We start from the raw sequence: 25,012 nt of genomic DNA, 5'->3' as shown, positions 1-25,012 counted from the left end.
TACGGTCAACCTGTGATGTTCGATGCCGCCCGGTACAGCCGCGCAGACCGTGTCCTGTTCGAACGCAGCGGCGCGCTGCGCCCGTCCCCCGCGGACCCGGCGCTGCGGATTCTCAGCCGCCTCGCCGACCACAGCGTGCTGTGGATGGGGTGCGCCGCGGTGGGCATCGCCGTCGGCGGCACCCCCCGCCGCGCCGTGGTCCGCGGGCTGCTGTCGGTGGCCGGCGCCAGCGCCCTCGCCAACGGGGTCCTCAAGCCGCTGCTGCCGCGCCGCCGCCCCCCGGCCCGCGTCGAACCGCACTTCCGGCGCCGCACCGTGCCCATGCCCACCTCGTCGTCGTTCCCGTCCGGGCACTCCGCCTCCGCCGCCGCGTTCGTCACCGGGGTGGCGCTCGAATCCCCCGCCACCGCCGCGGTGGTGGCGCCGCTGGCCGCCGCGGTCGCCTATTCGCGGGTGCACACCGGGGTGCACTGGCCCACCGACGTGCTCGTCGGCGCCGCCGCCGGGGCCGCGGTCGCGCTCGGCACCCGCCGCTGGTGGGCGGTGCGCGTCGACGAACCCGCGGTCGCCGGGACCGCGGTGGAGGCCCCGGCGTTGCCCACCGGCCGCGGGCTGCTGGTCGTCGTCAATCCCGGCTCCGGACCCGACGACAGCGACCACGAGGACCTGCGGGCGGCGCTGCCCGAGGCGCGCATCGTCACGCTGCCCACCGGCGAGGACCTCGCCGCCGAACTGGACCGGTTGATCACCGAGCACCATCCGGTGGCGCTCGGCGTCGACGGCGGCGACGGCACCGTCGTCGCGGTCGCGGCGGCCGCAGTCGCCGCGGGTCTGCCGCTGGCGGTGTTCCCCGGCGGCACCCTCAACCACTTCGCGCGCGACGCCGGCGCCGCCGAACCGGGCGACACCATCCGCGCCGTCGCCGGCGGGCACGCCGTCCGCATCGACCTCGGGCGGGTCACCGTCCCCGACGCCCCCGGCACCGGCACCGCCACCGGCGACGGCGGCACCGAGTACACCTTCGTCAACACCGCCAGTCTCGGCGGCTACCCCGATTCGGTGCGGCTGCGAGAACGCTGGGAACCGCGCATCGGCAAGTGGCCGGCCGCGGCGGCGGCGATGACGCGGGTGCTGGCGACCGCGTCACCGCTGACGGTGCGGATCGACGGCACCGAGATGGCGCTGTGGCTGCTGTTCGTCGGCAACGGCCGGTACACCCCGACCGATCGGGTCCCGATGTCCCGGCCGGCGCTGACCGGCGGCACCCTCGATCTGCGGTACCTGCGGGCGGACCGGCGCTGGTCCCGGCTGCGGCTGCTCACCGCGGTGGTCACCGGCAGCCTGGACCGGTCCCCCACCTACACGCAGCAGAACGTGGCCGCGGTGTCGGTGCGGATCGACGGGCCCCCGGTGGCGCTGGCCACCGACGGCGAGGTCGTCACCGACGGCACCGTCTTCGAATTCCGCAGTGCCCCCGCGGCATTGACGCTCTACCGGCTGCCCGACCCGTCCTGACCGGCGGTGCCGGTGTCGGTGTCGGTGCCCGGCGTCTCCGCCGTCTCCGGGGTGTCCGCCGCGGCGGCGCCGTCGCCGGTGGTCGGCAGCATCGCCTCCAACGCGGCGCCGGTGATCCGCCGGAACGCGCGGCGCGGCCGGGGCTTCTCGAGCACCGCGACCTCGAGTTCCCCGATGCCCAGGGTCCGCGGCGTCGCCTCCGAGCCGGTGCCGCGCTGCAGCGCCGTCACCGCCACCGCGACCGCGGCATCGAGCTCGAGACCGGGCCGATAGGCCTCGCGCAGCGCGGTCGCGATCGGCTCGGTGGTGCCGCCCATCACCACGAACTGCGGTTCGTCGACGATCGACCCGTCGTAGGTGATCCGGTACAGCTGCGGCGCGTCCTCGGTGTCGGACCGGCCCACCTCGGCCACGCAGATCTCCACCTCGTACGGCTTGGGCTGGTCGGTGAAGATCGACCCGAGGGTGGAGGCGAACGCGTTCGCCAGCGACCGGCCCGTCACGTCCCGCCGGTCGTACGCGTAGCCGCGCATGTCCGCGTGCATGATCCCGGAGCGGCGCAGGCTCTCGAACTCGTTGTACTTGCCGACCGCCGCGAAACCCACCCGGTCGTACAGTTCGCTGATCTTGTGCAGCGCCTTCGACGGGTTCTCCGCGACGAACAGCACCCCGTCCGCGTAGATCAGGGCGATCACGCTGCGGCCGCGGCCGATGCCCTTGCGGGCCAGCTCCGAGCGATCGCGCATGATCTGCTCGGCGGACGCATAGTACGGCAGCGTCACTGCCCACCTCCTGCGGTGCGGTCGGCCACGATCGCGCGGGCCAGTTCGGACAATGTCGCCTCGGGCACCATCGTCGCCCCGGACGCGGTGATCACCGCGGCGGTCGGATAGATGCCGCGGGTGGTGTCGGGGCCGCCGGTGCCGCTGTCGTCGTCGGCCGCGTCGTACAGCGCCTCCACCGCGGTGCGCAGCGCGTACTGCTCGTCCGCGTCCGCCCGGAACAGCTTCTTCAGCGACGACTTGGCGAACAACGACCCGGACCCGACGGCGTGATAGCCGGCGCGTTCCTCGTACCGGCCGCCGACCACGTCGTACGAGACGATGCGGCCGGCGCGGTGCGAATCGATGGCGTCGAGATCGAACCCGACCAGCAGCGGCACCACGGCCAGACCCTGCATGGCCGCGCCGAGGTTGCCGCGCACCATCGAGGACAGCCGGTTGGCCTTGCCGTCGAACGTCAACGGCACACCCTCGATCTTCTCGTAGTGCTCGAGCTCGACCGCGAACAGCCGCACCATCTCCACGGCCAGGCCCGCGGTCCCGGCGATGCCGGCCGCGGAGTAGTCGTCGGTGATGTGCACCTTGTCCACGTCGCGGCTCGCGATGAGGCTGCCCATCGTGGCGCGCCGGTCACCGGCGAGCAGCACCCCACCGTCGAAGGTCACCGCCACGATCGTCGTGCCGTGCGGGGCGATCTCGCCGAGCGTCCCGAGCCGACCGGCGAACCGGTTCTCCGGCAGCAACTCCGGGGCGTGCATCCGCAGATGCTCGGTGAACGACGACATCTCAGACGCGAGGTGCAGCCGGGGCTGCACCTCGCGATAGGGAAGGGACGAACGATCCGTTGTCACTGGCCGCCCTTCTGCACATAGGCCCGCACGAAGTCCTCGGCGTTCTCCTCGAGCACGTCGTCGATCTCGTCGAGAAGATCGTCGGTTTCCGACGCCAGCTTCTCGCGCCGTTCCTGACCGGCACCACCGTCGCCGACGACCTCGTCGTCGTCGCCACCACCGCCGCGTGTGGTCTGCTCCTGCGCCATAGCCGCGACCTCCTCGATCACTGGGGTGTCCGGCTCCGGTCGACGACCGGACGGGCCACCATCCTGCTCAGAACTCCACCCTACCGAGCCGACCCGGTACCGAGTGCGACTTGTGGTGCGGCGCGCCCGTGTGTCGGCGCGCACGCACCCCGGTCAGTGCGTCAACTGGTCCACCAGCTCGGCCGCCGACTCCACCGACTCGAGCAACGCCCCGACGTGCGCGCGGCTGCCGCGCAGCGGTTCGAGCGTCGGGATCCGCACCAGCGACTCCCCGCCGAGATCGAAGATCACCGAATCCCAGCTGGCCGCGGCGATGTCCGCGCCGAACCGGCGCAGGCACTCCCCGCGGAAGAACGCCCGGGTGTCCGCCGGCGGGGTGTGCACCGCGTCGAGCACCTGCTGCTCGGTGACCAGCCGCTGCATCGACCCGCGGGCCACCAGCCGGTTGTACAGGCCCTTGTCCAGGCGCACGTCGGAGTACTGCAGATCCACCATGTGCAGCCGCGGCGCGGACCACGCCAGCCCTTCCCGGTTGCGGAAACCCTCCAGCAGCCGCAGCTTCGCCGGCCAGTCCAGCAGGTCCGCGCATTCCATCGGGTCGCGTTCGAGCAGGTCGAGCACCATCGCCCACTTGTCGAGGATGTCGAGGACCCGCTTGTCCTCGGTGCCGTCGTGGAACTCGGCGGCCCGCTCGTGGTAGATCCGCTGCAACGCCAGCCCGGTCAGCTCCCGCCCGTCGACCAGCGCCACCGTCTTGCGCAGCGTCGGGTCGTGGCTGATGTGGTGCACCGCGGTCACCGGCCGCGCCAGCTGCAGATCGGACAGGTCGACACCGGCCTCGATCAGGTCCAGCACCAGCGCGGTGCTGCCCACCTTCAGGTAGGTGGCCATCTCCGCCAGGTTCGCGTCGCCGATGATCACGTGCAGCCGCCGGTACTTGTCGGCGTCGGCGTGCGGCTCGTCGCGGGTGTTGATGATGCCGCGCTTGAGGGTGGTCTCGAGCCCCACCTCGACCTCGATGTAGTCGGCGCGCTGCGAGAGCTGGAACCCGGCCTCGTCCCCGGACTGCCCGATCCCGACCCGGCCGGACCCGCAGATCACCTGCCGGGACGCGAAGAACGGGGTCAGGCCCGCCACCACCGCCGAGAACGGGGTGTCCCGCGACATCAGGTAGTTCTCGTGGGTGCCGTAGGAGGCGCCCTTGCCGTCGACGTTGTTCTTGTACAACTGCAGCCGCGGTGCCCCCGGCACGCTGGACGCGTGCCGCGCCGCGGCCTCCATCACGCGTTCGCCGGCCTTGTCCCAGATCACCGCGTCCAGCGGGTCCGCGACCTCCGGCGCCGAATACTCCGGATGCGCGTGGTCGACGTACAGCCGCGCCCCGTTGGTGAGGATCATGTTGGCGGCGCCGACCTCGTCGGCGTCGATGATCGGGGCCGGCCCGTTGAAGCGGCCCAGGTCGAAGCCGCGGGCGTCCCGCAGCGGCGATTCCACCTCGTAGTCCCACCGGGTGCGCTTGGCGCGCGGCACCCCCTCGGCCGCCGCGTAGGCCAGCACCGCCTGGGTGGAGGTCAGGATCGGGTTCGCCGTGGGTTCGTTGGGTGAAGAGATCCCGTACTCGACCTCGATACCGATGATCCGCTGCATGGCATCGAGACTAGGTGATCACCGCCGCGGCGGGAGTGCGGCGGCCCCGATCACCCGGCCACGGCGGTGCAGTCCAGGTAGTGGTGGGCCCCGATCGTGGTGAGCACCCAGCGCACCGGCGGCGGCGCCCACGCCGCGTGCGGGTCGTGGCCCAGCCGCGGGTCGGCCACCGGCACGGCGCGGCCGCGCGTGATCACGGTGCAGCCGCCGGCGGCCCGCACGTTGCGCAGCCAGTCCACGTCGGTGCCGTAGGTCAGCGCGAACCGGTACCGGTCGCCGTCGACGAAGACGTTGACCGGGGTGCGGTAGAGCCGCCCGGAACGGCGGCCGCGGTGCTCGACGACCGCCATGTACGGCAGGTGCGCCGCCAGTGGCCGCAGCAGACGGTTGGTGACGACCCGGTTGAACCGGGCCAGGGTGGCGGGCAGCGGCATCGGGGCTCCCTCCGGGTGGGCCGGGCGCACCGCCTCGACGCTACGCCGCCCGGCCGTCGTCCGGGCCCGGGTGGCAGCATGATCCCAATGGATGCGACACCCTGGTTCGAGCGCGGCTCCGACGAACTCGTCGCCGTGTACGACGACGCCGGCCGCTGCACCGGGCAGGCCCCGCGTTCGCAGGTGTATGCGCAGGGGCTGTGGCACGGCAGCGCCGGGGTGCTGCTGCGTTCCCCGGACCGCACCCGCGTCTACGTGCACCGCCGTTCCACCACCAAGACGGTGTTCGCGGCGCACCACGACTGTCTCGCCGGGGGGGTCATCGACGCCGGGGAAACCCCGATCGAGGCGGCCCGCCGGGAGTTGGCCGAGGAACTCGGCGTGACCGGAGTGGATCTGACGCCGCTGGCCGAGGCCTCGTGGGACGGCAGCTGGCGCGGCCATCCCCTGCGGTGTCACCTGTGGGCGTTCGAAACCTGCTGGGGCGGGGAGGTGCGGCACCAGGACAGCGAGATCGCCGCGGGCTGGTGGTGGACCCTCGACGAGCTGCGCGCGCATGTGCGGGACCCGGCGTGGCCGTTCGTGCCGGACAGCCGGGTGCTGCTGGCGGACCTGCTGCAGCCGTGACGGGGTGGGCCGGAAGACACCCTCCCGGCCCACCCCGTCGGTTCACGCCGCTACAGGTACTGGCCGGTGTTCGACTCGGTGTCGATGGCCCGGCTGGTGCTGGCGTTCTTGCCGGTGACCAGGGTGCGGATGTAGACGATCCGCTCCCCCTTCTTCCCGGAGATCCGGGCCCAGTCGTCCGGGTTGGTGGTGTTGGGCAGGTCCTCGTTCTCGGCGAACTCGTCGACGATCGAATCGAGCAGATGCTGCACCCGCAGACCCGGGGCGCCGGTCTCGAGCACCGACTTGATCGCGTACTTCTTGCCGCGGTCGACGATGTTCTGGATCATCGCGCCGGAGTTGAAGTCCTTGAAGTACAGGACCTCCTTGTCGCCGTTGGCGTAGGTCACCTCCAGGAACCGGTTCTCCTCCGACTCGGCGTACATCCGGTCGACGACCCGCTCGATCATCGCCCGCACACACGCGCCGCGGTCGCCGCCGAACTCGGCGAGATCGTCGGCGTGCACCGGCAGCGCCTCGGTCAGGTACTTCGAGAAGATGTCCAGCGCCGCTTCCGCATCCGGACGTTCGATCTTGATCTTCACGTCCAGGCGGCCGGGCCGCAGGATCGCCGGATCGATCATGTCCTCACGGTTGGAGGCGCCGATGACGATGACGTTCTCGAGACCCTCGACACCGTCGATCTCCGACAGCAGCTGCGGCACCACGGTGGTTTCCACGTCGGAGGACACGCCCGAGCCGCGGGTCCGGAAGATCGAGTCCATCTCGTCGAAGAACACGATCACCGGGGTGCCCTCGGACGCCTTCTCCCGGGCCCGCTGGAAGATCATCCGGATGTGCCGTTCGGTCTCGCCGACGAACTTGTTCAGCAGCTCCGGGCCCTTGATGTTGAGGAAGTACGACTTGGCTTCCTTCGAATCCTGCCCGCGGGCCTCGGCGATCTTCTTCGCCAGCGAATTGGCGACCGCCTTGGCGATCAGCGTCTTGCCGCAGCCGGGCGGCCCGTACAGCAGCACGCCCTTGGGGGGACGCAGCGCGTACTCGCGGAACAGGTCCTTGTGCAGGAACGGCAGCTCCACCGCGTCGCGGATCTGCTCGATCTGCCGGCCCAGGCCACCGATGTCGCCGTAGTCGACGTCCGGGACCTCCTCGAGGACGAGGTCCTCGACCTCCGCCTTCGGGATGCGTTCGAACGCGTACCCGGCCTTGCTGTCGACCAGCAGCGAATCGCCGGGGCGCAGCTTGAAGTTGTCGTCGGTGTCGGCGAGGTCCGCGTTCCCCGGGTCCAGGGTGCGCGCGGCGGCCGCGGCGAGCGGCGCGGCCAGCCACACCACGCGTTCCTCGTCGGCGTGCCCGACGACCAGAGCGCGGGTGCCGTCGTCGAGCAGTTCCCGCAGCGCGGTGATCTCCCCCACGCGTTCGAAACCGCCGACCTCGACGACGGTGAGCGCCTCGTTCAGCCGCACCGACTGTCCGGGTTCGAAATCCGTGGTGTCGAGATTCGGCGACACCGCCACCCGCATCTTGCGGCCCGACGTGAACACGTCCACGGTCTGGTCCTCGAAGGTGCTCAGCAGCACCCCGTAGCCGCTCGGTGGCTGCCCGAGCCGGTCCACCTCCTCCCGGAGGGTGATCAGCTGCTGGCGGGCCTCCTTGAGCGTTTCCATCAACTTGCCGTTGCGGACCGTCAGGGAGTCGAGGCGTGCCTCGAGGTCGCGTACCTGGTCGGACGGCTCGGCGAGCCGGCGTCGCAACGCGGCGACCTCGGTTCGCAGTTCGTCGATCTCACGGGCGGCAACCGAATCCGGGTTCTCTGACATGTGCGACTCCCTCCACTGTGGGTGTTTCCACGCTACCGGCAGTCGGGCCGATGTGCGGGGGGACACGAAACAGCCGTGTTCCGAACATGTGTCGCCGCACTCACACCGCCGGGGCCGGAACCACCCGCGCCCACGATGTTAGCCTTACCTATCTTTTGGTTTCTGTTCCGACGGTTCACACGAAAGGTGTCCTCCGTGACCATCCGCAAGCTCGCCGCCGCCGCGGCCACCGCCGCCGCCCTCGCCGCCCTCACCGCGTGCAGCAGCGACGACGACTCCACCGAGACCGCCTCGGCCACCACGTCGGGCGCCGCCACCGGTGCCACCACGAGCGCCGCGGCCGCGGACGCCGCGGTCACCGCCGAGGTCCTGCAGCAGCAGGTGAACACCTTCTTCGACCCGGCCGCCCCGGTCGACGCCAAGGCCGCCGTCGTCGAGAACGGTGCGGACCGCACCGCCGTGCTCGAGCAGTTCAACGGGGTGCTCGCGGGCTACCCGCTCACCGGCACCGTCGGCGAGGTCGCCGCCGTGGACGAGGACACCGTCACCGCCACCACCGAGGTCGCCGGCCCGCACGGGGGCGCCCCCATGCCGCTGACCTTCGAACAGGTCGACGGCCAATGGGTCATCGCCGACGAGAGCGTCTGCTCGATCTTCGAGATGGGCCACCTGCCCTGCAGCTGACACCGGCACGCCGGGGCCCGGACGCACCGGGCCACGGCACCACCCCGGTGGGGACGCTCAGCCCTTGCTGGGGCGGCGCTGCGGCTTCGGGGTCTCCACCCCGTCCTGCAACCGGCGGGCACTGACCAGGAACGCGGTGTGCCCCTGCATCCGATGCTCCGGACGCACCGCCAACCCCACCACGTGCCAGCCGCGCACCATCGACTCCCACGACCGCGGCTCGGTCCAGCAGGTCTGCTCCCGCAGCGCCTCCACCACCCGCGACAGCTGCGTCGTCGTCGCCACGTAGACGATGAGCACCCCACCGGGCACCAGCGCCTTCTTCACCGTCTCGAGCACATCCCACGGCGCCAGCATGTCCAGCACCACCCGATCGACCCGCCCGTGGGTCTCCACGTCGTAGTCCGCCAGATCCGCCAGCTGCGTCGTCCAGTTCTCCGGGCGCTCCCCGAAGAACGTGGCCACGTTCCGCTCGGCGTGCTCGAGATGGTCCTCGCGCACCTCGTACGAGATCACCCGGCCGGTGGACCCGACCGCCCGCAGCAGCGAACACGTCAACGCCCCGGACCCGGCGCCCGCCTCGAGCACCCTCGCCCCCGGGAAGATGTCGCCCTCCTGCACGATCTGCGCGGCGTCCTTCGGGTAGATCACCTGCGCCCCGCGCGGCATCGACATCACGTAGTCCACCAGCAGCGGCCGCAACGCCAGGTACGGGGTGCCGTTGGTGGAGGTCACCACCACGCCCTCGTCGGTGCCGATCAGATCGTCGTGCAGGATCCCGCCGCGGTGGGTGTGGAACTCCTTGCCCGGCTCGAGCACCACGGTGTACTTGCGGCCCTTGGCGTCGGTCAACTGCACGCGATCACCGACCTGGAACGGTCCGCTACGCCCGAGTCCGCCTGCTGCCATCGCCGTGTCCACCCTCGTCTGCTCGCCTGTCGAATCGGCCCGGGCACTGCGCCGGACCGTCCCACAGCCTGCCAGGTCACCCGAGCGTCGCTGCACACACCCCACCCACCGCCGCCTCGTTCCGGCACCCGGTGTCATCATCGTCGGACGGCGGTTCACCCCCGGCCGCCGCGAAGTCCCGAGGAGAGAACCGAAGTGAGCGACGCGGCCTACTACGTGCCGACGACCGGCCCGGCCGGCACCACCGACAGCGCAGTCCACATCGAGTGGTTCCGCCCCACCGACCGCACCGTCAGCACCTGGGGCACCACCCTGCAGCACGGGGCGCCCCCGTCGGCGCTGCTCGCCCGCGCCCTCGACCGGTGCGGCGCCCGCCCCGGCACCCGCCTGACCCGCATCACCGTCGACCTGCTCGGACCGGTCCCGCTCACCGACCTCGAGGTCCGCTCCTGGATCGAACGGCCCGGCCGCAAGATCGAACTCGTCGTCGCCGAACTGTGGGCCGCCGGCCCCGACGGCACCCACCGGGCGGTGGCGCGCGGCTCCGCGTGGCGCCTGGAAACCGTCGAACTGCCCGAGGTCGCGAACGCCGCCGACGAACCGCTGCCGCCGGTGTCCGAGGCCACCCCCGCCGAACCGGACGGCGACTTCTGGCACCACGGCTACGTCGAGACCCTCGACTGGCGGCTGCTCACCCCGCTCGGCCGCCCCGGCCCCGCCTCGGCGTGGCTGCGCACCGACACCGCCCTGGTCGAAGGCGAGGAACCCACCGGGCTCGAGAAACTGTTCAGCGTTGCCGACGTCGCCAACGGGGTCGGCTCGAAGCTGCATCCCGGCAAGTGGCTGTTCCTCAACACCGAACTGACCGTGCACCTGTTCCGCGCCCCCACCGGCGACTGGACCGGCATCCGCGCCGAAACCTCCTACGGCCCCGACGGTGTCGGCATGACCGCCGGATCCCTCCACGACGAACACGGCCCCCTCGGCCGCATCGTGCAGAACGTGCAGGTCCGCGCCCGCTGACCCGCGACCGACCCCGAGAAACGCCGCGGCGCCGCCCCCGATACGGGGGCGGCGCCGCGGCGTTTCGTCTACACGCGCGGGCGGGGTCAGTCCACGCCGCGCATCGCCCGGCACGAGCGGATATCCGACGCCAGGATCGCGCGGGCCCCGATCTCGGCGAGCCGATCCATCACCGCGTTGTGGCCCTTGCGCGGCACCATCGCCCGCACCGCCACCGAATCATCGTTCGCCAGCGGCGAGATCGTCGGCGACTCCAGCCCCGGCGTCACCTTCACCGCCTCGTCCAGCAGGTGCTTCGGGCAGTCGTAGTCGAGCATCACGTACTGCTGCGCGAACACCACACCCTCGATCCGCGCGATCAACTGGTTGCGGGCCGCGTCGTCCCGGTTCGAGCCCTCCCGCTCGATCAGCACGCCCTCGGACTCGCACAGCGACTCCCCGAACGCCACCAGCTCGTGCTGGCGCAGCGTGCGACCCGACCCGACCACATCGGCGATCGCATCCGCGACCCCGAGCTGAATCGAGATCTCCACCGCACCGTCGAGCCGGATCACCGTCGCCTCGATCCCCCGCGCCGCGAGATCCTTGCGCACCAGATTCGGGTACGACGTGGCGATCCGCAGCCCCGCCAGATCCTCCACCTTCCAGTCCCGGCCCTTCGGCGCCGCATACCGGAACGAGGACCGGCCGAACCCCAGCGACAACCGCTCGGTCACCGGCGCACCGGAATCCCCGGCCAGATCCCGCCCGGTGATCCCCAGATCCAGCTCCCCGGACCCGACATAGATCGCGATGTCCTTCGGACGCAGGAAGAAGAACTCGACCTCGTTGACCGGGTCGAGCACCGTCAGATCCCGCGAATCGGTGCGACGCCGGTACCCGGCCTCACTGAGGATCTCGGCGGCGGACTCGGACAGGGAACCCTTGTTGGGAACGGCGACGCGCAGCATTCGGGACTCGGCCTCTCTGGGGAAACAGCGACAAACGGGGGCGGGACGATGCGGGCAAACAGGCTGGGATCGATCGACGATCACAGATGCTTGTAGACGTCCTCGAGCTTCAGACCGCGCCCCACCATCAGCACCTGCACCCAGTACAGAAGCTGCGAGATCTCCTCGGCCAACTCCTCGTCGCTCTGGTACTCGGCGGCGATCCACACCTCGCCGGCCTCCTCGATCACCTTCTTGCCCTGCGCATGGACGCCGGCGTCCAACGCGGCAACGGTGCCGGACCCCTCGGGACGGGTCACGGCACGCTCGGACAGCTCGGCGAACAGGGATTCGAAGGTCTTCACGGGAGCCCATTGTTTCATGACCGGCCCGATGCCCTGCGCGCGGCGTCCCCCGTCAGAAATCCAGCACCCGGCGACTGTCGAAACGCCGCGGCCGCCCGGTCAGCGGATCGTCGAACTCGAGGGTGCGCGCCAGCAGCCGCAGCGGATCGGTGAAATCGTCGGGCGCGCGGCGCCGGAACTGCGGATAGAAGTTGTCCCCCACGATCGGTGCCCCCAGCGAATTCAGGTGCAGCCGCAGCTGGTGGGTGCGGCCGGTGCGCGGAAACAACCGGTACCGGGCCCGGTCCCCGGCCCGCTCGACCAGTTCGATGCGGGTCTCGGCGTTCGGTTCCCCCTCCACCTCGACGGCGGTCAGCTCCCCGTGCCGCTTCCGGATGCGGCTGCGCACCACCCGCGGGAACTGCACCCCGGGCCGGTGCGGGGCGATCGCCTCGTACACCTTGCGGACCCGCTGCTGCTCGAACAACTCCTGATAGGGCCGCCGCAACGCCGGATCCGCGGTGCACAACAGCACCCCCGCGGTCATCCGGTCCAGCCGGTGCACCGGCACCAGATCCGGCAACCCCAGGTCCCGGCGCAGCCGCACCACCACCGTCTCCCGGATGTGCGCGCCCCGCGGGATCGTCGCCAGGAAATGCGGCTTGTCGACCACCACCAGCCCCGCATCCCGGTACAGCACGTCCACCGCGAACGGCACCGGCACCTCCGGCGGCGGTTCCCGGTAGAAGTACACGAACCGGGTCGGCTGATAGCGGGTGTGCACGTCCACGGCGCGGCCGTGCTCGTCGACCAGTTCCCCGGCCGCGATGCGCCCGGCCCAGTCCTCCCCGGGATGCGCGGCATGCAGGTATTCGACGACGGTGCGCGCGGCGGCCCCGGCGGGCATCCGCACCCGGTCCGGGCCGAGCCCGTCCCGGATCGGCAGCGGCGCGGCCGGCACGGTCAGGAACCGACCGGATCGGGCACGCAGTCCTCGCACACCAGCGTCTGCGCCCGCCCGTTGACGTCCGGATGGTTGCGGTACCGCGAGGTCGGCGCCTCGCACAGCGAACACCGCCCCAAGGTCACCGCATCGTCGGAAAATTCGACGTTCATGCGCCCGTCGAACACGTACAGCGAGCCCTCCCACAGGCCGCCGTCCCCGAACGTCTCCCCGTAGCGGACGATGCCGCCGTCGAGCTGATACACCTCGTCGAAACCGCGGTTGCGCATCAACGCCGACAGCACCTCGCACCGCACCCCACCGGTGCAGTAGGTGACCACCGGCTTCGACTTGAGGTGGTCGTAGCGGCCGCTGTCGAGTTCGGCGACGAAATCGCGGGTGGTGGCCACGTCCGGCACGATCGCATCCCGGAACCGGCCGATCTCCGCCTCGAACCGGTTGCGGCCGTCGAAGAACACCACGTCGTCGCCGCGCTCGGACATCAACGCGTGCAGGGCCAGCGGCGACAGGTGCTCCCCGCCGCCGACGACGCCGTGCTCGTCGACCTTCACCTCGTCCGGCACCCCGAAGGTGACGATCTCGGGACGCACCTTCACCGACAACCGCGGAAAATCGGTGCCGGTGCCGTCCGACCACTTCACGTCGGTGTCCTTGAACGCCGGATAGCTGCGCAACCCCCGCACGTACTTCTTCACATCGGCGATGTCCCCGCCGACGGTGCCGTTGATGCCGTGCTCGGAAATCAGGATGCGCCCGGTCAGGTTGTGCGCCGACGCGAGCGTGTGCTGCCACAACCGGATCGCCTCCGGATCGGGCAGCGGCGTGAACTTGTAGAACAACACGATCTTCGGGACGGCCATGCTCAGCGCTCCCCGGCGGCGTGCAGTCCCCGCAGGTCGGCCACCGTCAACCCCTCCAGGGTGGACCGGAACACCCGCCGCGGCGAACCCGGCACCGTCGTCAGCGACGGCACCACCAGCACCGTGCAGCCCGCGGCGTCGGCCGCGGCCGCCCCGGTCGGGGAATCCTCCACCGCCAGGCACTGCGCCGGGTCCAGCCCGAGCAGCTCCGCGGCCCGCAGGTACGGCGCCGGATCCGGCTTGCCCGCCGGCACCTCGTCCCCGCACACCGTGTGGTCGAAATGGGTACGGCCCAGGGTCTCGAGCGCCACATCGCACAACCGGCGGCCGGTGTTGGTCACCAGCGCCTGACCGAGCCCGGCCTCCCGCACCGCACCCAGCGCGGCCCGCGCCCCGGGCCGCCACGGCAGCCCCTGCGCGAACAGCTCCGCCATGAACGCGTTGAGCCAATCCTCCGCGGCGGTCTGCTCGTCCGGAGTCGGGGCGAGCCCGAGACCGTCGAAGGTGCGCCACACCGACAGATCCAGCGGCCCGCCGATCGTCGCGATCCGGGTCTCCTCCGACATCGGGCCCCCGAGATGCAGCGACAACTCCCGCATCCCGATGTCCCACAACTGTTCCGACTCGAGCAGCGTGCCGTCCATGTCCCACAGCACCGCCCGCAGCGCAACGGGCTGTGCCGATGTGCCGAGGGCCGCCGCGTCGAGGACGGAATCGATCAGCTCAGACATTGAAGTACTTGGCCTCCGGGTGGTGCAGGACGAACGCGTCGGTGGACTGCTCGGGATGCAACTGCAGCTCCTCGGACAGCTCCACCCCGATCCGCTCCGGTTCGAGCAGCTCGACCAGCTTGATGCGGTCCTCCAGGTTCGGGCACGCCCCGTACCCGAACGCGAACCGCGCCCCCCGGTAGGCCAGCTTGAAGTAGTCCGCCACCTCGGCCGGATCGTCGTCGGCGGCGGTCCCGCCCCCGGCGAACGCCAGCTCCTGCCGCACCCGCCGGTGCCAGTACTCGGCCAGCGCCTCGGTCAACTGCACCCCCAGGCCGTGCACCTCCAGGTAGTCGCGGTAGGCGTTCGCGGCGAACAACTCGTTCGCGAAATCCGCGATCGGCTGCCCCATCGTCACCAGCTGGAACGGCCACACATCGACCTGCCCGGTGCGCTGCGCCTCCTCCCGCGACCGCACGAAATCGGCGATGCACAGGAACCGGGGCCGCTGCTGCCGCGGGAACGTGAACCGGAACCGCTCCGGCGCGTCCGGCCGCGGCTCGGTCAGCACCACCACGTCGTCGCCCTCGGACACCGCCGGGAAATACCCGTACACCACCGCGGCGTGCGCCAGGATGCCCTCGGTCGACAACCGGTCCAGCCAGTACCGCAACCGCGGCCGGCCGTCGGTCTCGACCAGTTCCTCGTAGGTCGGGCCGTCACCGCCGCGCTGCCCGCGCAGCCCCCACTGGCCCAGGAACAACGCCCGCTCGTCGATCAGACCCGCATAGTCGGCGACCGCGATGCCCTTGACGACGCGGCTGCCCCAGAACGGCGGCGTCGGCACCGGCAGATCCGCCGCCACATCGCTGCGCGCGGGGATCTCCGCCGGGGTCTCCGCGGCCTTGCGCTTCTCCGCGATCCGCTTGCTGCGTTCGTGCCGGGCCTTGCGTTCGGCGGCCTTCTCCCGCGCGGCGATCGCCTCCGGGCTGTCCGGCGCCGGACCCTCGCCACGCTTGACGGCCATGATGCGGTCCATCAACGCCAGCCCCTCGAACGCGTCCCGCGCGTACGACACCTCGCCCTCGTAGATCTCCGCCAGATCGTCCTCGACGTAGCCACGGGTCAGGGCGGCACCGCCGAGCAGCACCGGGAACTGCTCCGCCACCCCGCGGGCGTTGAGTTCCTCGAGGTTCTCCTTCATCACCACGGTCGACTTCACCAGCAGACCCGACATGCCGATCACATCGGCGCGCTTGTCGATCGCGGCGTCGAGGATCGTCGCGATCGGCTGCTTGATGCCGAGGTTGACGACCTCGTAGCCGTTGTTGGACAGGATGATGTCCACCAGGTTCTTGCCGATGTCGTGCACATCGCCCTTCACGGTCGCCAGCACGATCCGGCCCTTGCCGTCGTCGCCGGTCGACTCCATGTGCGGCTCGAGATACGCCACCGCCGCCTTCATCACCTCGGCCGACTGCAGCACGAACGGCAACTGCATCTGCCCGGACCCGAACAGCTCACCGACCGTCTTCATCCCCGCCAGCAGCGTGTCGTTGATGATCGCCAGCGGCGGCACCTCCGTCATCGCCGCATCCAGATCCGCCTCGAGACCGTTGCGTTCGCCGTCGACGATGCGCCGCTCGAGCCGCTCGAACAACGGCAGCGCCGCCAGCTCCTGCGCGCGGGACTCCCGCGCCGACGCCGCCGACACCCCCTCGAACAGCTCCATCAGCTTCTGCAGCGGGTCGTAGCCCTCGCTGCGCCGGTCGTACACCAGATCCAGCGCGACCTGCCGCTGCTCCTCCGGGATCCGCGCCATCGGCAGGATCTTCGACGCGTGCACGATCGCGGTGTCCAACCCCGCCTCGGTGCACTCGTGCAGGAACACCGAGTTCAGCACCTGCCGCGCCGCCGGATTCAACCCGAACGACACGTTCGAGATGCCCAGCGTGAAATGCACCTGCGGGTAGCGGCGGTGGATCTCCCGGATCGCCTCGATCGTCTCGACGCCGTCGCGGCGCACCTCCTCCTGACCCGTCGAGATCGGGAACGTCAGCGCATCGACGATGATGTCCTCCTGCGCCAGCCCCCAGTTCTCCGTCAGATCGGTGATCAACCGCTCGGCGATCCGCACCTTGTGCTCGGCGGTGCGCGCCTGCCCCTCCTCGTCGATGGTCAGCGCCACCACCGCGGCACCGTGCTCGACGACGTGCTCCATGATCCGCTGGAACCGCGACCCGGGACCGTCCCCGTCCTCGTAGTTCACCGAGTTCACCGCGCAGCGGCCACCCAGATGCTCGAGACCGGCCCGGATCACGTCCGGCTCCGTCGAGTCGATCATGATCGGCAGCGTCGACGCCGTCGCGAACCGCGACGCCAACTGCGCCATGTCCGCCGCCCCGTCCCGGCCGACGTAGTCGACGTTCAGGTCCAGCATGTGCGCGCCGTCGCGGATCTGATCCTTCGCGATCTCCAGACACTTGTCGTAGTCGGCCGCCAGCATCGCCTCCCGGAACGCCTTCGACCCGTTCGTGTTGGTGCGCTCACCGACCATCAGGATCGACGCGTCCTGCTCGAACGGCACCGCCGCATACAGCGACGACACCCCCGGCTCGGACACCGGCCGACGCTCGGCCGGTGCCAGCTCCCGCACCGCCTCCGCGACCTGCCGGATGTGCTCGGGCGTCGTCCCGCAGCAGCCGCCGACCAGCGACAACCCGTAGTCGGAGACGAACCCGGTCAACGCCTCGGCCAGCTCCTCCGGCGACAACGGGTACTCGGCACCGTTGGCGCCCAGCACCGGCAGACCGGCATTGGGCATCACCGACACCGGCACCTCGGAATGCTGCGACAGATACCGCAGGTGCTCGGTCATCTCCGCCGGACCCGTCGCACAGTTCAACCCGATCAGGTCGATACCCAGCGGCGCGAGCGCGTTCAGAGCCGCCCCGATCTCCGACCCCAGCAGCATCGTGCCGGTCGTCTCCATCGTCACGTGCGTGATGATCGGCACCCGCCGCCCGGCACGCTCCATCGCGCGGCGACTGCCGATGATCGCCGCCTTCGCCTGCAACAGATCCTGGCAGGTCTCGACGAGGATCGCGTCCGCACCACCGTCGATCATGCCGAGCGCGGCCTCCAGATAGGCATCGCGCAACGCGTCGAACGGCGCATGCCCCAAGGTCGGCAGCTTGGTGCCCGGACCCATCGACCCGAGCACGAACCGGCCCATGCCGTCGGGGCCCGGACCCATCTCGTCGGCCACCTCCCGGGCCAGGCGGGTCCCGCGTTCGGACAGGTCACGGATACGGTCGGCGATGTCGTAGTCGGCGAGATTGGGCAGGTTGCAACCGAAGGTGTTCGTGGAGACGGCATCCGCGCCGGCCTCGAAGTACGCGCGGTGGATACCGCGGATCACATCCGGCCGGGAGTCGTTGAGAATCTCGTTGCACCCCTCGAGGCCACGGAAGTCGTCCAGCGACAGATCCGCGGCCTGCAACATGGTGCCCATCGCCCCGTCTCCGACGACAACGCGCCGCAACAGCGCATCGAGCAAGGCAGAGTGCAATGGGGTGGACATGGCCACCAGACTAGTGGGCGCCCCATCGGCCGCTGGCCGTAGGCTGGACAGGTGAGCGAAAGTGAATCCGCCGACGGCACGGAAACGGACGTCCCCGTCCTGCGCAACCCGGTGCTCATCGCCGCGTTCGAAGGGTGGAACGATGCCGGCGACGCCGCCAGCGGCGCCGTCGAACACCTCGAGCTGATCTGGGACGCCGAACCGTTCGCCGAACTCGACTCCGAAGAGTTCTACGACTACCAGGTCAACCGGCCGCAGGTGCGCCTCGTCGACGGCGTCACCCGCGAGATCGACTGGCCGGCCACCCGCCTGTCCGTGTGCTCGCCGCCCGGCAGCGACCGCGACGTCGTGCTCCTGCGCGGCATCGAACCCAACATGCGCTGGCGCAGCTTCTGCGACGCGATCCTCGAACTCGTCGAGGAAATCGGCGCCCACACCGTCGTCATCCTCGGCGCCCTGCTCGCCGACACCCCGCACACCCGGCCCGTCCCGGTCACCGGCACCGCCTACAGCAGTGAAGCTGCCAAGAAGTTCAACCTCGAGAAATCCCGCTACGAAGGCCCCACCGGCATCACCGGGGTCCTGCAGGACGCCTGCGTCCGCCGCGGCATCCCCGCCATCTCGTTCTGGGCGGCGGTCCCGCACTACGTGTCCTCGCCCCCGAACCCCAAGGCCACCGTCGCGCTGCTGCGCCGCGTCGAGGACGTCCTCGACATCGAAGTCCCCCTCGGCGAACTGCCCACCCTCGCCGAGGAATGGGAACAGACCGTCACCGAGATGACCGAGGACGACGAGGACATCACCGAATACGTCCGCACCCTCGAAGAACGCGGCGACGCCGAAACCGACCTCGACGACAGCATCTCCACCATCGACGGCGACGCCATCGCCGCCGAATTCGAGAAGTACCTGCGCCGGAGGGGACCGGGCGGCCTGTCCCAGTGAGCAGCGCCCGCACCACCCTGCAGCGCGCCGCACTGTACGTCGGGGGGTTCCTCGGACCCTTCGGCGGCGGGGTCGTCATCTCGATGCTGCCCGAGATCGGCGCCGACACCGGCGTGAGCACCGGCGACGCCGCCCTCACCATCACCGCCTACCTGGGCCCGTTCGCCCTCGCGATGCTCGTCTCCGGCACCCTCGGCGCCCGCTGGGGCCGCGTTCGGACCGTGCGCACCGCCTACGCCGTGTACGCCCTCGCGGCACTCGCGTCGGCGCTCGCGCCCACCATGACGCTGCTGCTCGGCACCCGGGTCCTGCAAGGCGTCGCCAACGCCTTCACCACCCCACTGCTGCTCGCCGCGCTCGCGATGATCACCCCGAAAGACCAGCTCGGACGCGCCCTCGGCCTGTTCGGCGCCATGCAGGCCGCCGGTCAGACCATCGCACCACTCGTCGGCGGCCTTGCCGCGGAAGTCGGCTGGCGATGTGCCTTCGTGGTGCTCGCCGCGGCCGCCCTCGTGCTCGCCGTGATCGGCCTGCCCAGCGGTGTCGGCCGCCCACCCGACGCCGCCCCCGCCCGGCTCCGCGACGCCCTGCGACCACGCGTGCTGCGCATCGGGGTCGTCGCGCTGCTCGGCTGGGGCGCCCTCGGCGGACTGAGCTTCCTGCTGGCCTTCCGCGCCGAGGACATCTTCGGCCTCGACCCCGCCCCGCGCGGCGCCCTGCTCACCGGATTCGGCATTGCCGGGATCCTCAGCGCGCGGCGCGTCGGCGTCCTCGTCGACCGCATCGGCGCGACCACCACCGTCCTGATCGGCTCGATCGCCGGAGCGGCGCTCGTGATCGTCGTCGGTCTCGCACCCACGCTGTGGCTGGTCGCGGCCGCCTGGTTCGTCGCCGGCATCGCCTCCCAGTGCGTGCTGGTCGGCGTCAACGCCGCGGTGCTCGGCGGAGAAGAACGCAACCGCGGCGGCGCCGTCTCGGTCGTGCAGGCATTCCGGTTCGGCGGCGGCGCCGCGACCCCGATGGCGCTGACCCCGCTGTACGCGGCGGCCCCGGTGGCAAGCTTCGTGCTGCCCGCGCTGCTGCTGGCGATCGTCGCGCCGATCGCGATGCCCAAGGACGCCGCGCCACCGAAGGACACCGAAATGCCCGAGGACACCGCGAGGGTCGAGGACACCGGGAGTCCCCGGGAGGAGGACCCGGCCTAGTCCGTCCCGCCTCGGTACTCATCGTCGGCTCGGCCTCGGTACCCATCGTCGGCTCGGCCTCGGTGCCCGCTCGCGGCGGAATCGTGCACGGCCCCGACGATCGGATCCAGGTAACCGCGGGCCGCGGCCTGCGCCCGCACCTCGTCGCGGGCCTCGATCGCGTCGACGACCTGCTCGTGCACAACGGTGCTCGACGCCGGATCGAACGCGCCGTGGGTGAACTCGTAGGTCGCGCGGATCAGCTCGGACAGTCGAGCGAACAGGTCCTCGAGCACAGAGTTGTGCGCGGCCCGGACCACCGCGGAGTGGAAGGCGATGTCCGTCGAGGCGTATCCGGCCTCGTCGGCGCCGTCGCAGAAACGGGCGCGGGCGGCCAGCGCCTCCCGCAGCTGCGCGATGTCCTCGTCGGTGCGGCGCTCGCACGCCAACCGCACCGCCTCGAGCTCGAGTGCGCGGCGGACCTCGAAGGCGTGCAGGATCTCCGCGACCTCGACGCGGCGGTTCAGCAGTCCCCCGAGTTCGCTGCGGGCCCGCACGTAGGTACCGAACCCGCGGCGGATCTCGAGCATGCCGGCGGAGGTGAGGTACTTGACCGCTTCGCGGACGGTGTTGCGTCCGACCCCGAGGATCGACACCAGTTCCGCCTCCGTGGGGATCCGGTCGCCGACGGGCCAGTCACCCGATTCGATGCGGGTCCGCATCCACTCCAGCGCCTGCTGGTACACAGATTCCGGTCTCACGACCACCATTTCCAGATCCTCCCACGACGACGCACAACGCATCCTACGATCGGACATGGGATGTAGGATGTCCGACGTGGCTTCAGCAATCTCGTCGACGAACACGGTGATCCCCACGGCCCGCCCCACCGACGAAACCCCGCCACGACGCTCCGCCCGGCACTACTACGGCCTCGGCTACGCCCTCACGATCCTCACCCTCGGATCGAACATCCCCACCGCCCTCTACGGGCTGTACCGAGCCGACCTCGGCTTCAGCCCCCTCACCCAGACCGCGATCTTCGCCGCCTACGTCGCCACCCTCGTCCCGGCACTGTTCCTGCTCGGCCCCCTCTCCGACCGCACCGGCCGCCGCCCCGTCCTCCTCGCCGGTCTCCTCACCGGAGTCCTCGGCGCCGTCGTCCTGGCCGGCGCACCCACCACCGGATGGCTCTTCGCCGGACGCCTCCTGCAAGGCCTGTCCATCGGCGCCTGCTCCGCCGCCGGAGCCGCCGCCCTCCTCGAACACGTCCCGGCCGGCAACCCCCGGCGCGCGGCTCGAGCCGCGACCGTCACCGGAGCGGCCGGATGCGCACTCGGACCGATCTGGGCGGGACTGGCCGCCGAATACCTCCCGTTGCCGCTGGTCACCCCCTACGTCGTGTTCGTGCTCGCGCTCGTTCCCGCCCTCCTCGCCCTGTTGGCCCTGCCCGACACCACGACCACCCGCACCCGCGCCCGCCTCCTCGAACTGCCCCGCGTACCCGCAGCGATCCGGTCGGTCTTCCTGCACGCGGCGCTTCCGGTCGCGGCCTCGTGGGCCGTCGCCGGACTGTTCCTGTCCGTCGTCCCGTCCTGGACCACCGATCTGCTCGGCACGTCGAACCTGCTGGTCGGAGCGATCGCGGCGTCCCTGATGCTGCTCTGCTCCGTGACGACCCAACTGTCCATGCGCGGAACGGATCCGCTCACCGCCCAGCGCACCGGTCTCGCCTGCAACCTCGTCGGCGTGATCGGCCTGGCCTTCGTCGGCGCAGCCTCGAGCCTGGGCCTGCTGCTCGCCGTCACCGCCTGCGTCGGCATCGGACACGGCCTCACCTTCGCCAGCGGCATGCAACGGGTGAGCGCCGCGATCGCCACCGACGCCCGCGACACCGGCGGCGCCGTCCTCGCCGCCTTCTTCACCTGCGCCTACACCGGAATGGCCCTGTCCTCCCTGGCAGTGGGACTGCTCATGAACCATCAGAGCGCCACCACCGCCGTGATCGAATTCTCGATCGCCACCGCACTCGTCACCGCGATGGCCCTGCTCCTCAACGCGCGACGGTCCTGAACACGAGCGAGGCACCTGACAGCACCGGACCCGCCGCTGTGAGGTCTTCCTGATCGCCGCTTAACCCGCGTGCCGCCGAACCGTCACCGCTGCGTCCGACCCTCGACGCATGACACCGACACCGCCCAACCCGGAGACCCCGCGCCGGCGGCTGCTCGTCGTCGGAAACGGCATGGCCGGCGCACGCACCGTCGAGGAAATCCTTGCGCGCGGCGGTCGCGAGCAGTTCGACATCACCATGATCGGCGACGAGCCGTACGGCAACTACAACCGCATCATGCTCTCGCACGTGCTCGCCGGTGAGGCCGGCGTCGACGACGACGAGCTCGTGCTCAACCCCATGAGCTGGTACCGCGAGAACGGCGTCACCCTCTACGCCGGCGACCGTGCGATCGAACTCGACCGGTTCGCCAAGACCGTCACCTGCGAATCCGGCCGCAAGGTCGACTACGACCTGCTGATCGTCGCGACCGGTTCCAACACCTTCTTCCCGAACATGGACGGCCTCCGCGAAACCGACGGCCGCCTCGGCCGTGGCGTCTTCGGATTCCGCACCATCGCCGACACCAACGGCATGCTGCAGATGGCCGAGGCCCACGACGACGTGTCCGCCGTCGTCATCGGTGGCGGCCTCCTCGGTCTCGAGGCCGCCTACGGTCTGCGCACCCAGGGACTCGCCGTCACCGTCGTGCACTCGCCCGGGCACCTGATGAACCAGCAGCTCGACGAGCGCGGCGGGCGCGTGCTGCGCACCGAGATCGAGAAGCGCGGCATCACCGTCCTCACCGGCACCCGCACCACCGCGATCCTGCGCGACGACCGCGGCGCCGTGACCGGCGTGCGCTTCGCCGACGGCGACACCGTCGCCACCGACATGGTCGTCGTCGCCGCCGGCATCCGACCCAACACCGAATTCGCCCGCAACGGCGGCCTCGTCGTCGAACGCGGCATCCTCGTCGACGACCAGATGCGCTGCGAGGACGAATCCAGCGTCTACGCCGTCGGCGAATGCGCCCAGCACCGCGGCGAGGTGTACGGCCTCGTCGCACCCGTGTGGGAACAGGCCGTCGTCCTCGCCGAACACCTGACCGGCACCAACCCCGACGCCGCCTACACCGGTTCCCGCACCACCACCAAGCTGAAGGTCGCCGGGATCGACGTCGCCGCGATGGGCGTCAAGGGCCCCGAACGCGAAGACGACGAGTTCGTCCAGTTCTACGATCCGCGCAGCGGCGTCTACAAGGCCGTCGTCGTCCGCGACGGCACCCTGATCGGGGCGATGCTGCTCGGCGACATCGGCAAGGCCTCGATGCTCGCGCAGGCATTCGACGGCAAGATCGACCTCCCCGAGGACCGCGCGGCGCTTCTGTTCGACATCGGCGAACCCCAGGGCCCCGACGTGGCCGCGGACCTGCCCGACGACACCCAGGTGTGCAACTGCAACGGTGTCACCAAGGGCGACCTCGTCGCCTGCGTCCACAGCGGCGCCGCCACCCTCACCGAGGTGTGCGCGAAGACCCGCGCCGGCAAGGGCTGCGGCTCCTGCAAGGGCCTGGTCGCCGACATCGTGGCCTGCGCGGCCGGCGGTGAACTCGCCGACGACCCTGCCGCGAACTGGTACGTCCCGTGCATCCCGCTCAGCAAACCCGACCTGATCGCCGCGATCCGTGCCCAGGGCCTGCGCTCGGTGTCCCAGGTGTTCGCCGCGCTCGCCCCCGCCGGGGAGGACGCGACCGCGAAGATGCCGCTCGCGTCGCTGCTGCGCGTGGTGTGGGGACCCGACTGGATCGACGAACGCGGCGCCCTGTTCATCAACGACCGCGTGCACGCCAACATCCAGCGCGACGGCACCTTCTCGGTCGTCCCCCAGATGAAGGGCGGCGTCACCACCCCCGACCAGCTGCGCCGCATCGCCGACGTCGCCGACCGCTACTCGGTGCCGATGGTCAAGGTCACCGGCGGCCAGCGCATCGACCTGCTCGGCATCCGCAAGGAAGACCTTCCGAACGTGTGGGCCGACCTCGGCATGCCGTCCGGATACGCCTACGGCAAGTCCGTGCGCACCGTGAAGACCTGCGTCGGCAGCGACTACTGCCGGTTCGGTCTCGGCGACTCCACCTCGCTCGGCATCGCCATCGAGGACCGCTTCCAGGGCCTCGAAACTCCGGCGAAGCTGAAGTTCGCGGTCGCGGGCTGCCCCCGCAACTGCTCCGAGGCACTGTGCAAGGACTTCGGCGTCGTCGCGGTCGGCGACGGCCGCTGGGAGATCTACGTCGGCGGGGCCGCCGGCGCGCACATCCGCAAGGGTGACCTGCTCGCCACCGTCGACTCCGGTGACGAGGTCCTGACCATCGCGGGACGGTTCATCCAGTACTACCGCGAGAACGCCCGATGGCTCGAACGCACCTACGACTTCGTACCACGCCTGGGCATCGACCGCCTGCAGGTATTGCTGCTCGACGACGAGGAGGACATCGTGACCGGATTGGACGAACGGATCGCGGCCGCGGTCGCCGGCTACCGCGACCCGTGGCTCGAACGCACCACACCGAAATCCCCGGCGCAGTTCGCCCCGTCGCTGCCGCTGCTCCCGCTCCCCCAGGTTCCCGTCCGATGACCGCCCTGCACGACGGAGTGACCGTCGACGTCGGAGCGATCACCGACCTCACCGCAGGCGAAGGCCGCACCTACGCCGTCGACGGCCGGCAGATCGCCGTGTACCTGCTGTCCGACGGCACCGTCCGCGCGACGGACGCGATGTGCCCGCACAAGGCCGGTCCGCTCACCGACGGCCAGATCGACGACGCGGTCGTCGTGTGCCCGCTGCACCAGTACGCCTTCTCCTTCGACACCGGCGCCTGCACCACCCCCGGAATCGGTTCCGTCCAAACCTATCCGGCGCACGTGGTCGACGGACGGATCCTCTTGACCGTGGGATAG

The 25,012-nt window shown here is 70.7% G+C and carries 23 protein-coding genes; 9 read left to right on the top strand and 14 right to left on the bottom strand.

Annotated elements, in window-relative coordinates; genetic code table 11:
* Window positions 1–15 precede the first annotated feature (15 nt).
* The gene (locus tag ACWDUD_RS04940; protein WP_450108574.1) at window positions 16–1,515 is read left to right on the top strand and encodes a bifunctional phosphatase PAP2/diacylglycerol kinase family protein; all 1,500 of its coding nucleotides are present in this window, start codon (window positions 16–18) and stop codon (window positions 1,513–1,515) included.
* Here ACWDUD_RS04940 and prcA read toward each other — a convergent pair.
* The 5 genes from prcA to ACWDUD_RS04915 form a co-directional block, all read right to left on the bottom strand.
* The gene (gene prcA / locus ACWDUD_RS04935) at window positions 1,491–2,297 is read right to left on the bottom strand and encodes a proteasome subunit alpha (RefSeq protein ID WP_450108526.1); all 807 of its coding nucleotides are present in this window, start codon (window positions 2,295–2,297) and stop codon (window positions 1,491–1,493) included. The two genes, ACWDUD_RS04940 and prcA, sit on opposite strands and share 25 nt — an antisense overlap.
* A complete protein-coding gene (prcB, locus tag ACWDUD_RS04930; RefSeq protein ID WP_450108525.1) occupies window positions 2,294–3,148 on the bottom strand; it encodes a proteasome subunit beta in 855 nt (284 codons plus the stop codon). Before prcB ends, prcA begins: the two co-directional genes overlap by 4 nt.
* Window positions 3,145–3,336, bottom strand: coding sequence for a ubiquitin-like protein Pup (locus ACWDUD_RS04925; protein WP_059384481.1), 192 nt, complete (start codon window positions 3,334–3,336; stop codon window positions 3,145–3,147). Before ACWDUD_RS04925 ends, prcB begins: the two co-directional genes overlap by 4 nt.
* Before the next feature lie 153 nt (window positions 3,337–3,489).
* Window positions 3,490–4,983 carry a depupylase/deamidase Dop gene (dop, locus tag ACWDUD_RS04920; RefSeq protein ID WP_248676276.1) on the bottom strand — a complete coding sequence of 498 codons (1,494 nt, stop codon included), beginning with the start codon at window positions 4,981–4,983 and terminating at the stop codon, window positions 3,490–3,492.
* 50 nt (window positions 4,984–5,033) lie between these two features.
* Window positions 5,034–5,417 carry a nitroreductase family deazaflavin-dependent oxidoreductase gene (locus ACWDUD_RS04915; protein ID WP_450108524.1) on the bottom strand — a complete coding sequence of 128 codons (384 nt, stop codon included), beginning with the start codon at window positions 5,415–5,417 and terminating at the stop codon, window positions 5,034–5,036.
* An 87-nt stretch (window positions 5,418–5,504) separates the two neighbouring features.
* Between ACWDUD_RS04915 and ACWDUD_RS04910 the strand changes: the two genes are divergently transcribed.
* A complete protein-coding gene (locus tag ACWDUD_RS04910) occupies window positions 5,505–6,044 on the top strand; it encodes an NUDIX domain-containing protein (RefSeq protein WP_197256335.1) in 540 nt (179 codons plus the stop codon).
* A gap of 50 nt (window positions 6,045–6,094) precedes the next feature.
* On the opposite strand, the gene arc is transcribed toward ACWDUD_RS04910, so the two are convergent.
* Complete coding sequence (gene arc, locus ACWDUD_RS04905; RefSeq protein ID WP_450108523.1) at window positions 6,095–7,864, bottom strand: proteasome ATPase; 1,770 nt, start codon at window positions 7,862–7,864, stop codon at window positions 6,095–6,097.
* Window positions 7,865–8,059: 195 nt separating this feature from the next.
* Here arc and ACWDUD_RS04900 point away from each other — a divergent pair, with 195 nt between their 5' ends.
* On the top strand, window positions 8,060–8,548 hold the full coding sequence (locus tag ACWDUD_RS04900; RefSeq protein ID WP_450108522.1) for a nuclear transport factor 2 family protein: 489 nt from the start codon (window positions 8,060–8,062) through the stop codon (window positions 8,546–8,548).
* Between the two features lie 57 nt (window positions 8,549–8,605).
* On the opposite strand, the gene ACWDUD_RS04895 is transcribed toward ACWDUD_RS04900, so the two are convergent.
* A complete protein-coding gene (locus ACWDUD_RS04895) occupies window positions 8,606–9,457 on the bottom strand; it encodes a tRNA (adenine-N1)-methyltransferase (RefSeq protein ID WP_450108521.1) in 852 nt (283 codons plus the stop codon).
* A 195-nt stretch (window positions 9,458–9,652) separates the two neighbouring features.
* Here ACWDUD_RS04895 and ACWDUD_RS04890 point away from each other — a divergent pair, with 195 nt between their 5' ends.
* Window positions 9,653–10,480: a thioesterase family protein gene (locus ACWDUD_RS04890; protein ID WP_450108520.1), complete on the top strand. Its 828-nt coding sequence runs from the start codon at window positions 9,653–9,655 to the stop codon at window positions 10,478–10,480.
* An 86-nt stretch (window positions 10,481–10,566) separates the two neighbouring features.
* On the opposite strand, the gene hisG is transcribed toward ACWDUD_RS04890, so the two are convergent.
* The 6 genes from hisG to metH all read right to left on the bottom strand — a co-directional run bounded on the left by hisG (window position 10,567) and on the right by metH (window position 17,870).
* Window positions 10,567–11,430 carry an ATP phosphoribosyltransferase gene (hisG, locus tag ACWDUD_RS04885; RefSeq protein WP_450108519.1) on the bottom strand — a complete coding sequence of 288 codons (864 nt, stop codon included), beginning with the start codon at window positions 11,428–11,430 and terminating at the stop codon, window positions 10,567–10,569.
* An 80-nt stretch (window positions 11,431–11,510) separates the two neighbouring features.
* Window positions 11,511–11,792, bottom strand: a complete 282-nt coding sequence (locus ACWDUD_RS04880; RefSeq protein WP_197250468.1) for a phosphoribosyl-ATP diphosphatase — start codon at window positions 11,790–11,792, stop codon at window positions 11,511–11,513.
* 34 nt (window positions 11,793–11,826) lie between these two features.
* Entirely contained in the window at window positions 11,827–12,714 is an 888-nt protein-coding gene (locus tag ACWDUD_RS04875; RefSeq protein WP_450108518.1) for a pseudouridine synthase, read from the bottom strand.
* 2 nt (window positions 12,715–12,716) lie between these two features.
* Window positions 12,717–13,577, bottom strand: coding sequence for an oxygen-dependent tRNA uridine(34) hydroxylase TrhO (gene trhO, locus ACWDUD_RS04870; RefSeq protein ID WP_450108517.1), 861 nt, complete (start codon window positions 13,575–13,577; stop codon window positions 12,717–12,719).
* A 2-nt stretch (window positions 13,578–13,579) separates the two neighbouring features.
* Complete coding sequence (locus tag ACWDUD_RS04865; RefSeq protein ID WP_450108516.1) at window positions 13,580–14,308, bottom strand: HAD family hydrolase; 729 nt, start codon at window positions 14,306–14,308, stop codon at window positions 13,580–13,582.
* Complete coding sequence (gene metH, locus ACWDUD_RS04860; protein WP_450108515.1) at window positions 14,301–17,870, bottom strand: methionine synthase; 3,570 nt, start codon at window positions 17,868–17,870, stop codon at window positions 14,301–14,303. Before metH ends, ACWDUD_RS04865 begins: the two co-directional genes overlap by 8 nt.
* A gap of 51 nt (window positions 17,871–17,921) precedes the next feature.
* Between metH and ACWDUD_RS04855 the strand changes: the two genes are divergently transcribed.
* Together ACWDUD_RS04855 and ACWDUD_RS04850 are read left to right on the top strand one after the other, a co-directional pair.
* Window positions 17,922–18,815, top strand: coding sequence for a PAC2 family protein (locus tag ACWDUD_RS04855; protein ID WP_197250472.1), 894 nt, complete (start codon window positions 17,922–17,924; stop codon window positions 18,813–18,815).
* The gene (locus ACWDUD_RS04850) at window positions 18,812–20,020 is read left to right on the top strand and encodes an MFS transporter (protein WP_450108514.1); all 1,209 of its coding nucleotides are present in this window, start codon (window positions 18,812–18,814) and stop codon (window positions 20,018–20,020) included. Before ACWDUD_RS04855 ends, ACWDUD_RS04850 begins: the two co-directional genes overlap by 4 nt.
* Here ACWDUD_RS04850 and ACWDUD_RS04845 read toward each other — a convergent pair.
* Window positions 20,017–20,769 (bottom strand): FadR/GntR family transcriptional regulator, encoded by a 753-nt coding sequence (locus ACWDUD_RS04845; RefSeq protein WP_450108573.1) that lies wholly within the window; start codon window positions 20,767–20,769, stop codon window positions 20,017–20,019. The two genes, ACWDUD_RS04850 and ACWDUD_RS04845, sit on opposite strands and share 4 nt — an antisense overlap.
* A 67-nt stretch (window positions 20,770–20,836) precedes the next feature.
* On the opposite strand from ACWDUD_RS04845, the gene ACWDUD_RS04840 reads away from it, so the two are divergent.
* The 3 genes from ACWDUD_RS04840 to ACWDUD_RS04830 all read left to right on the top strand — a co-directional run bounded on the left by ACWDUD_RS04840 (window position 20,837) and on the right by ACWDUD_RS04830 (window position 25,012).
* A complete protein-coding gene (locus ACWDUD_RS04840; protein WP_450108513.1) occupies window positions 20,837–22,072 on the top strand; it encodes an MFS transporter in 1,236 nt (411 codons plus the stop codon).
* 109 nt (window positions 22,073–22,181) lie between these two features.
* Window positions 22,182–24,689 carry a nitrite reductase large subunit NirB gene (gene nirB, locus ACWDUD_RS04835; RefSeq protein WP_450108512.1) on the top strand — a complete coding sequence of 836 codons (2,508 nt, stop codon included), beginning with the start codon at window positions 22,182–22,184 and terminating at the stop codon, window positions 24,687–24,689.
* On the top strand, window positions 24,686–25,012 hold the full coding sequence (locus ACWDUD_RS04830) for a Rieske (2Fe-2S) protein (protein ID WP_450108511.1): 327 nt from the start codon (window positions 24,686–24,688) through the stop codon (window positions 25,010–25,012). Before nirB ends, ACWDUD_RS04830 begins: the two co-directional genes overlap by 4 nt.

It is taken from the genome of Rhodococcus sp. NPDC003382, assembly GCF_053589135.1.
This window is presented reverse-complemented; position numbering and strand designations above follow the sequence as displayed.

Excerpts from the sequence above, each read along its gene's own strand:
- ACWDUD_RS04940 (WP_450108574.1), top strand. The coding sequence starts at position 16 with ATGTTCGATGCCGCCCGGTACAGCCGCGCAGACCGTGTCCTGTTCGAA.
- ACWDUD_RS04925 (WP_059384481.1), bottom strand. The coding sequence starts at position 3,336 with ATGGCGCAGGAGCAGACCACACGCGGCGGTGGTGGCGACGACGACGAG.
- dop (WP_248676276.1), bottom strand. The coding sequence starts at position 4,983 with ATGCAGCGGATCATCGGTATCGAGGTCGAGTACGGGATCTCTTCACCC.
- ACWDUD_RS04915 (WP_450108524.1), bottom strand. The coding sequence starts at position 5,417 with ATGCCGCTGCCCGCCACCCTGGCCCGGTTCAACCGGGTCGTCACCAAC.
- ACWDUD_RS04910 (WP_197256335.1), top strand. The coding sequence starts at position 5,505 with ATGGATGCGACACCCTGGTTCGAGCGCGGCTCCGACGAACTCGTCGCC.
- arc (WP_450108523.1), bottom strand. The coding sequence starts at position 7,864 with ATGTCAGAGAACCCGGATTCGGTTGCCGCCCGTGAGATCGACGAACTG.
- ACWDUD_RS04895 (WP_450108521.1), bottom strand. The coding sequence starts at position 9,457 with ATGGCAGCAGGCGGACTCGGGCGTAGCGGACCGTTCCAGGTCGGTGAT.
- hisG (WP_450108519.1), bottom strand. The coding sequence starts at position 11,430 with ATGCTGCGCGTCGCCGTTCCCAACAAGGGTTCCCTGTCCGAGTCCGCC.
- ACWDUD_RS04880 (WP_197250468.1), bottom strand. The coding sequence starts at position 11,792 with ATGAAACAATGGGCTCCCGTGAAGACCTTCGAATCCCTGTTCGCCGAG.
- trhO (WP_450108517.1), bottom strand. The coding sequence starts at position 13,577 with ATGGCCGTCCCGAAGATCGTGTTGTTCTACAAGTTCACGCCGCTGCCC.
- ACWDUD_RS04865 (WP_450108516.1), bottom strand. The coding sequence starts at position 14,308 with ATGTCTGAGCTGATCGATTCCGTCCTCGACGCGGCGGCCCTCGGCACA.
- metH (WP_450108515.1), bottom strand. The coding sequence starts at position 17,870 with ATGTCCACCCCATTGCACTCTGCCTTGCTCGATGCGCTGTTGCGGCGC.
- ACWDUD_RS04845 (WP_450108573.1), bottom strand. The coding sequence starts at position 20,769 with ATGGTGGTCGTGAGACCGGAATCTGTGTACCAGCAGGCGCTGGAGTGG.
- nirB (WP_450108512.1), top strand. The coding sequence starts at position 22,182 with ATGACACCGACACCGCCCAACCCGGAGACCCCGCGCCGGCGGCTGCTC.
- ACWDUD_RS04830 (WP_450108511.1), top strand. The coding sequence starts at position 24,686 with ATGACCGCCCTGCACGACGGAGTGACCGTCGACGTCGGAGCGATCACC.